Genomic DNA, 7,806 nt, shown 5'->3' with positions numbered 1-7,806 from the left:
GCAGTGCACCGGCAACTACTACCGTTACACCGGTGACTTGCTGCAGACGTCGGCCGCCTACAAATGGATCCGGATCTCTGATGGCAACTCCGCGCGCATCGTCAACCAGAACTGCTGACTACGCGATTTAGAAGATGCCCGGCTCGACGGATGAAGTGTCCGCGGGTCGGGCTTTGCGTGTGCTCTGATCGGATATGCTGATGTGGCGGTCGACAATTCTGGTCGATTTCCTGGCACTGTAGTCGACTCTCTGTGCGGTGGGCTTGGTTCCCTGCTCGTCCGTGTCGGCTCCTCAGGAAGCCCCTCGTCCCGCCAACGGCAGTCGGCATCTGCAACGATGTGACAGGCATCGATGTTGCGTCTCGGAAAGCGCTTGCCATACGATGCGCGGTGAGTCGGATCCGTGAGTTCCAGGGCGTTCCACCCCGATCAGATCGCCGTCCACCCTCGTCGCGGTGGTTGGTCCACTGTGCTTCCCGGGCAGGGCCGGTGGGTCGTGGCGGTCATCACCGGATCCCCGGAGGCAGCGCATGCACCCGTCCAGACATCGGCTGATCCTGCTCGCCGCCACGACGGCGGTCACCGTCGTGGCCGGCACTCTCGGCGCGGTCGTCGCCTCGGCCGCCGCCGTCGGCTGCCGGGTCGACTATCAGATCACCAACCAGTGGCAGGGCGGCTTCGGCGCCAACGTCACAGTCACCAACCTCGGCGACCCGGTCAACGGGTGGGCCGTCACCTGGTCGTACGCCGCGGGCCAGCAGGTCACCCAGGCGTGGAACGCCGCCGTCACCCAGTCCGGCGCCCAGGTGACCGCGCGCAATGTCGACCACAACACCGCCATCGCCACGAACGGCAGCGCGTCGTTCGGCTTCAACGGTTCGTGGACCGGCAGTAACCCGGTGCCGGGCAGCTTCGCGCTCAACGGCGCCACCTGCACCGGAGCCCCACCCACCGACGAGCCGACCACCCCGCCACCCACCACCCCACCCCCGACCACACCGCCGCCCACCACCCCACCCCCGACCACGCCTCCGCCATCGGCCGGGGTGGTGCAGATGGAGAAGCTGGACCGAGGGCTGGTCAGCGTCCGCTCCGGCAGCGGCAACCTGGTCTCCTGGCGGCTGCTCGGCACCGAGACCACCGGGGTGGAGTTCAACCTCTACCGGGGGGCCACCAAGGTCAACGCCACCCCGATCACCGGTGCCACCAACTACCTCGACAGCGGCGCGGCGGCCGGCTCGGCGTACACGGTGCGGGCTGTGGTGGGCGGCGTCGAGCAGGCGGCGTCGGCACCGGCGTTGCAGTTCGGCGCGGGCTACCTGGACGTGCCGTTGCAGGTCCCGGCCGGGGGCACCACCCCGAGCGGGGAGAACTACTCGTACAGCGCCAACGACGCCTCGGTGGGTGACCTCAACGGCGACGGCAGCTACGAGATCGTGCTCAAGTGGGACCCGTCGAACGCCAAGGACAACTCCCAGTCCGGCTACACCGGCAACGTCTACGTCGACGCGTACACGCTCACCGGCACCCGGTTGTGGCGCATCGACCTGGGCCGCAACATCCGGGCCGGCGCCCACTACACCCAGTTCCAGGTGTACGACTACGACGGCGACGGCCGTGCCGAGGTGGCCATGAAGACCGCCGACGGCACCCGCTCCGGCACCGGTCAGCTCATCGGTTCGTCGTCGGCGGACCACCGCAACTCCAGCGGCTACGTGCTCAGTGGCCCGGAGTACCTGACGATGTTCAACGGGCAGACCGGCGCGATCGCCTCCACCGTCAGCTACGACCCGCCGCGCGGCACCGTGTCGTCCTGGGGCGACTCGTACGGCAACCGGGTGGACCGGTTCCTCGCCGGCACGGCGTACCTGGACGGGCAGCGCCCCTCGCTGATCATGGCCCGCGGTTACTACACGCGCGCGGTGATCGCCGCCTGGGACTTCCGCAACGGCACGCTGACCAGGCGCTGGACGTTCGACTCGAACTCCTCCGGCAACGGCGCCGCCGCCGGTCAGGGCAACCACCAGCTCTCCGTTGCCGACGTCGACGCCGACGGTCGCCAGGAGATCGTGTACGGGGCCGCCACCATCGACGACAACGGCCGGCTGCTCCACTCGACCGGCAACGGTCACGGCGACGCCATGCACGTGGGGGACCTGGACCCGGGCCGCGCCGGCCTGGAGGTGTTCAAGGTCGACGAGGATGCCAGCAAGCCCAGCTCGTACTTCGCCGACGCCCGAACCGGTCAGGTCCTCTGGTCCACGCCCGCGTCCGGCGACAACGGCCGGGGCGTCTCCGCGGACATCTGGGCCGGCAGCCCCGGCGCGGAGTCGTGGTCGTCAGCGGTCGCCGGACTGGCCAACACCAGGGGGCAGAACGTCGGGCGCAAGCCGTCCTCCGCCAACTTCCTCGCCTGGTGGGACGGCGACCCGGTGCGGGAACTGCTCGACGGCACGAAGATCGACAAGTACGGCACCGGCGGCGAGACCCGCCTGCTCGACGGCAGCGGGGTGGCTTCCAACAACGGCACCAAGTCCACGCCGGCGCTCTCCGGCGACATCCTGGGCGACTGGCGCGAGGAGGTGATCTGGCGGACCACCGACAGTCGGGCGCTGCGCATCTACAGCACACCAACCCCGACCAGCACCCGGATCTACACCCTGATGCACGACCCGCAGTATCGGGTGGCGATCGCGTGGCAGAACACCGCCTACAACCAACCGCCGCACCCGGGGTTCTTCATCGGCAACGGAATGAACACGCCACCCACGCCGGACATTCATCTACGTTGATGAAAACCCTGGCGGTCCCGAGCGGGGTCGCCTAGGGTGGCAGGCACCGGGCCGCAGCCGCGGAATCCGCTCAGCTCCGGCCCGGTGCGCCACACCGCGGCATTCCCAACCCGTCCCGACCGGGAATGCCGTACCACCACCGGCACCAACATTAGGCACCGTCCGGGTCGGCGGGGTGACGCTGACGTGAAGATCGTGTTTCACGCGCCCTGACGAAGACCGCCCGCCACCTGCTCGGCGATCAACTCGTACGACCGCACCCGGTCCTGCACGTCGTACACCAGCGTGGTCAGCATCAGCTCGTCCGCGCCGGTGCGCTCCACCAGCTCGGTCAGCTGCCGACGCACCGTCTCCGGCGAGCCCATCGCCTGGCCGTCACGGCGCGACACGACGAACTCCCGCTCGATCTCCGAGTACGGGTAGGCCGCCGCCTCGTCGGGCGTGGACAGCGGCTCCGGCCGCCCGGAGCGCAACTTCAGGAACGACAGGGCGCTCGGCCCGGCCAACCACTCGGCCCGCTCGTCGGTCTCCGCGCACACCGCGTTGACCGCCACCATCGCGTACGGCTTGTCCAGCCACTGCGACGGTCGGAAGTTCTGCCGGTACAGGGCCAACGCCGGCAGGGTGTTCTGGGAGCTGAAGTGGTGCGCGAAGGAGAACGGCAGACCGAGCAGGCCGGCGAGCTGGGCGCTGAAACCGCTGGAACCCAAGAGCCACACGGCCGGCTGCTCACCGCGACCCGGCGTGGCGATGATCTGCCCCGGCTTCTCCCCGCTGAAGTAGTTCATCAGGTCCGTCAGCTCGCGCGGGAAACCCTCCGCCGACAGGCCCTCCATGGTGCGCCGCAACGCCAGCGCGGTCACCTGGTCGGTGCCCGGCGCCCGCCCGATGCCCAGGTCGATCCGACCCGGGTGCAACGCCTCCAGGGTGCCGAACTGCTCGGCCACCACCAGCGGCGCGTGGTTGGGCAGCATCACCCCACCCGAGCCCAGCCGGATCGTCGAGGTGTTCGCCGCCAGGTGCGCCAGCAGCACCGCGGGGGCGGAACTGGCGATCGCCGGCATGTTGTGGTGCTCGGCCACCCAGAACCGGTGGTAGCCCAACTCCTCGGTGCGGCGGGCCAACTCGGTGGTGGCCTGCAGCGCCGCGCCAGCGGTGGTGCCCTTGGCGACCGGGGCAAGATCAAGAACAGACAACGGTACGGTGATCACACGGTCAGCCAACCCGCCACCGACCGGCTTTGTTCCACCATGCGGGTTTTCGTCGGCCACCTCACCCGCCGCTCAGCCCATCCCGCGCGCCTGCTCGAAGATCAGACTGGTCTGCGTGTGCTGCACCACCGGGTCCACCGCCAGATGGTCCAGCACGAAGTCCCGCAACGCGTCACCGGACGCCGCCCGCACATGCAGCACGTAGTCCTCCGCGCCGGCCACGTGGAACACCGACACCACCCCCGGCAGTCGCACCGACCGGGCCCGGAACCCGTCCACCGCCGCCCGCTCGTGCGCTGTCAACCGCACCGACACCAACGCCTGCAACGGCAGACCGAGCGCCGCCGGATCCACCTCGGCGTGAAAACCACGGATCGCGCCGCGCTCGCGCAGCGCCCGGGTACGCGTCAGGCACGTCGACGGCGCCACACCCACCCGCTCGGCGAGGGCATTGTTCGGCAGTCGGCCGTCCGCCGCCAACTCGGTCAGGATCGCGCGGTCCACCTCGTCCACCGCCGAATACGGCCGCAGATCATTCGGTTCAAGGGGCATGACACCATCTTCGCCCGAACCCAACGCGGAAACTAAACCGATTTGCAGAATGATCTGCCAATCTATTGCTTCTCAGGCGGCAGATATTCGACGCTACCGACCATGACACCGATGGACACCCGGGCCGTACACGCCGGCCGCGACGATCTGCGCACCCTCGGCGTGCACGTACCACCCATCGACCTGTCAACCACCAACCCGCTGCCCTCCGTCGACGACGGCGGCGCCGCGTACGAGCAACTCGCCACCGGCGGCACGCTCCCCGCCGACGGCGGCGCCGTCTACCAACGGCTCTGGAACCCCACCGTCGCCCGCTTCGAAACCGCCCTCGCCGAGCTGGAAGGCACCACCCAGGCCGTCGCCTTCGCCAGCGGAATGGCCGCCCTCACCGCCACCCTGCTCGCCGCCACGCGCGACGACCGCCGCCACGTCGTCGCCGTCCGACCCCTCTACGGCGGCACCGACCACGTCCTCGCCACCGGCCTGCTCGGCACCACCGTCACCTGGACCCGCCCCGACGAGGTCGCCACCGCCATCCGCCCCGACACCGCACTGGTCATCGTCGAGACACCCGCCAACCCCACCCTCGACCTGGTCGACATCGCCGCCCTCGCCGCCACGGCCGGCGACATCCCACTGCTTGTCGACAACACCGTCGCCACCCCCGTCCTGCAACAACCCGCCCGGCACGGCGCCACCCTCGTCCTGCACAGCGCCACCAAGAGCATCGGCGGGCACGGCGACGTCCTCGCCGGCGTCGTCGCCTGCGACGACACCTGGGCCGTGCGCCTACGCCAGGTCCGCGCGGTCACCGGCGCGATCCTGCACCCCCTCGGCGGCTACCTGCTGCACCGCGGCCTGCAAACCCTGCCGCTGCGGGTCCGCGCCCAACAGGCAACCGCCGAGAAACTCGCCGGCTGGCTCGCCGACCACCCTGCCGTACACCGGGTGCACCACCCCTCGGTGGACGACCCGGCGGCGCTGGTCGGGCGGCAGATGTCCGGACCCGGCAGCCTGCTCGCCTTCGAGGTACGCGGCGGCGCGCCCGCCGCCGCCGCCGTCGCCGGTGCCTGCCGTCTCATCACCCATGCGGTGTCCCTCGGCGGCGTCGACACCCTCATCCAGCACCCCGCCTCCCTCACCCACCGGCCGGTCGAAGGCGACGCCAAACCCGCCGCCGCGCTGCTGCGCCTCTCCGTCGGCCTCGAAGACCCCGAAGACCTGCGCGCCGACCTGGCCCAGGCCCTCGACACGATCGTCTGACCGTCAGCGCAGCTCGCGGTTGCCCAACACCCGCACCGGCGAACCCTGCCGAGCCACCCGCAACATCGCCCGACCGATCCCGTCGGTAGTGGTGACCTGGTTCGGCAGCAACCGACGCAGCACCGGAAACAGCGGGCGGGTGACCGCATACCCGAACCGGTACCACCGCGTCTTCGACACCGCCCCGTACGTCGGCTGGATGAACCCCGGCCGTGCCGCGTAACCGTTGGGCAGCAGATCCATGATCGCGTTCTCGGCACGCCCCTTTACCCGCGCCCACATCACCCGACCCTGACCTGACGAATCGGTCCCCTGACCCGAGACGTAGACGAAGGTGACCTGCGGGCTCACCTGCGCGAACAACCGTGCCGCAGCGAGGGGGTAGTCGTAGCTGACCCGGGTGTACGCGGCCTCGTCCAGACCCAGTGAGGACACTCCGAGGCAGTAGAAACACGCGTCGACACCTGTCAACTCGGCCCGCACCGCGTCCACCTCGCCCACGTCCGCGACCGTCAGCTCCCGCAGCTTCGGGTCCCGCGTACCGGTCGGCCGCCGACCGACAGTCAGCACCTCGCGCACGTCATCGGCGAGCAGGCACTCGCGCAACACACCTTGACCGACCATCCCGGTCGCACCGAACACAACAACCCGCATCAGATCGCACCCCTGTCGCCGCCACCGCCACCGGCCGTCCGGCGGCGCGTCAGCCAGGCTGCCACGGTCGGCATGATGTGCGCGGTGCCGGTCAGGACTTGGGACCGACGTGCCGGTCCAACGTGGCGACTGCGTCGCGCCGCGCCACCGACAGCGAGTTGCGCCGGTTCATCCGCCAGGTGACGCCGAGCAGGTCGAGGCTCCACTGGCAGAGCCGCATGATGTCGGCCGACTCGTTGACGAACATGTAGCGCGGGTAGATGTAGTGCCGGCCTCTCGTCGTGACCCGGTTGGCGACGCGGCAGCCATCGGAGTGGAACAACCCTCGCAGGAAGTCGCCGGGGTGTTGTTCGATGATCGGTCGTTGCCAGTCGGCGAGGACGATCGGTCGCTTGTGCTTCTTGCCGGGACCGTGCTGCGGCAGCAGGCAGGGCCAGTGCACCCCACTGCTTTCGACTGAGACGCAGCCCTGCTTGGTGATCCTCTGAACGCGCGCGGCAAGCACCGCGAGCATGGCGGCCCCGCACGCGTCAATGAGATCCGGATACGTGGCCGTACAAGCAATCCGCAGCACCGGGACCTTCGGTGAGACGGCCAGATGACCGTCGCCCAGGTAGAGACCGAGCAGGTAGGCGTAGGCGGCGGGGTCGGTCGGATTCTCGACATCCGACCGGCACCGGAAGCACCGAAGCTCCGTTCCGCGCTTCACCGGTTCCGGTCGATCGACACACCAGTGCCAGACGGTCGCGTACGGCAGGGAGAGCGTGCGAGCTACTGCGTGGATGTTGTGTCCGCGAGCGCGGAGGGCGCGGGCCTGTGCCCGCATCTGCGGTGGATGCACGCCCACATCGTCGAACACGTGTATGACAAAGTGCCGGGAGCGGGATTCGAACCCGCAAGCCCTTTCGGGCAGAAGTGTTTGAGACTTCCGTGTATGCCGTTCCACCATCCCGGCGGGTGGCGCCTACTGTACCCGACTACTCTCATGCGGGAGCATGGGTGGTAGCCGTGCAGTGATCGATGGTGGGGGTAGGGCTGGTGGCTGAGACGCCGACGGATGCCGAGCGTAGGCGCGTACTGATCGCCGAGGACGAGGCGCTGATCCGGCTGGACCTCGCCGAGATGCTCGTCGAAGAGGGTTACGAGGTGGTGGGGGAGGCCGGTGACGGCGAGACAGCCGTACGCCTCGCCGAGGAGCTGAAGCCCGACCTCGTCATCCTCGACATCAAGATGCCGATCATGGATGGGTTGGCCGCCGCCGAGCGTATCGCCGGTGCCCGGATCGCCCCGGTGATCATCCTGACCGCGTTCACCGAGCACGTCCAGCGGCACCG

Annotated in this window: 7 protein-coding genes and 1 tRNA gene; 3 read left to right on the top strand and 5 right to left on the bottom strand. The window is 69.4% G+C overall.

Translation table 11 applies throughout. The annotated features are described in order from the left end of the window. The first annotated feature begins 530 nt into the window (after positions 1 to 530). Positions 531 to 2,792, top strand: coding sequence for a cellulose binding domain-containing protein (locus tag ABZ749_RS24330; protein ID WP_357231542.1), 2,262 nt, complete (start codon positions 531 to 533; stop codon positions 2,790 to 2,792). 200 nt (positions 2,793 to 2,992) lie between these two features. Here ABZ749_RS24330 and ABZ749_RS24325 read toward each other — a convergent pair whose 3' ends face one another. Beyond that, on the bottom strand, positions 2,993 to 4,003 hold the full coding sequence (locus ABZ749_RS24325; RefSeq protein WP_357231539.1) for an LLM class flavin-dependent oxidoreductase: 1,011 nt from the start codon (positions 4,001 to 4,003) through the stop codon (positions 2,993 to 2,995). A gap of 72 nt (positions 4,004 to 4,075) precedes the next feature. Continuing rightward, positions 4,076 to 4,555 (bottom strand): Lrp/AsnC family transcriptional regulator, encoded by a 480-nt coding sequence (locus tag ABZ749_RS24320; protein WP_357199477.1) that lies wholly within the window; start codon positions 4,553 to 4,555, stop codon positions 4,076 to 4,078. A gap of 111 nt (positions 4,556 to 4,666) precedes the next feature. Between ABZ749_RS24320 and ABZ749_RS24315 the strand changes: the two genes are divergently transcribed. Further along, the gene (locus ABZ749_RS24315) at positions 4,667 to 5,818 is read left to right on the top strand and encodes an aminotransferase class I/II-fold pyridoxal phosphate-dependent enzyme (RefSeq protein WP_357231545.1); all 1,152 of its coding nucleotides are present in this window, start codon (positions 4,667 to 4,669) and stop codon (positions 5,816 to 5,818) included. A gap of 3 nt (positions 5,819 to 5,821) precedes the next feature. Here the strand turns inward: ABZ749_RS24315 and ABZ749_RS24310 are convergent, their stop codons facing one another. The 3 genes from ABZ749_RS24310 to ABZ749_RS24300 all read right to left on the bottom strand — a co-directional run bounded on the left by ABZ749_RS24310 (position 5,822) and on the right by ABZ749_RS24300 (position 7,427). Further along, on the bottom strand, positions 5,822 to 6,472 hold the full coding sequence (locus ABZ749_RS24310) for an NAD-dependent epimerase/dehydratase family protein (protein WP_357231536.1): 651 nt from the start codon (positions 6,470 to 6,472) through the stop codon (positions 5,822 to 5,824). Positions 6,473 to 6,563: 91 nt separating this feature from the next. After that, a complete protein-coding gene (locus ABZ749_RS24305) occupies positions 6,564 to 7,313 on the bottom strand; it encodes a transcriptional regulator (protein WP_357231533.1) in 750 nt (249 codons plus the stop codon). Between the two features lie 31 nt (positions 7,314 to 7,344). Next, positions 7,345 to 7,427, bottom strand: a tRNA-Leu gene (locus ABZ749_RS24300). 83 nt (positions 7,428 to 7,510) lie between these two features. Here ABZ749_RS24300 and ABZ749_RS24295 point away from each other — a divergent pair. Then, a partial coding sequence (locus tag ABZ749_RS24295; protein WP_357231530.1) for a response regulator occupies positions 7,511 to 7,806 on the top strand: 296 nt, incomplete at its 3' end.

The sequence above is a fragment of the Micromonospora sp. NPDC047753 genome (assembly GCF_040642735.1).
GTDB lineage: Bacteria > Actinomycetota > Actinomycetes > Mycobacteriales > Micromonosporaceae > Micromonospora.
This window is presented reverse-complemented; position numbering and strand designations above follow the sequence as displayed.

Coding starts and splice junctions, on each gene's coding strand:
- ABZ749_RS24330 (WP_357231542.1), top strand. CDS start 531: ATGCACCCGTCCAGACATCGGCTGATCCTGCTCGCCGCCACGACGGCG.
- ABZ749_RS24320 (WP_357199477.1), bottom strand. CDS start 4,555: ATGCCCCTTGAACCGAATGATCTGCGGCCGTATTCGGCGGTGGACGAG.
- ABZ749_RS24315 (WP_357231545.1), top strand. CDS start 4,667: ATGGACACCCGGGCCGTACACGCCGGCCGCGACGATCTGCGCACCCTC.
- ABZ749_RS24310 (WP_357231536.1), bottom strand. CDS start 6,472: ATGCGGGTTGTTGTGTTCGGTGCGACCGGGATGGTCGGTCAAGGTGTG.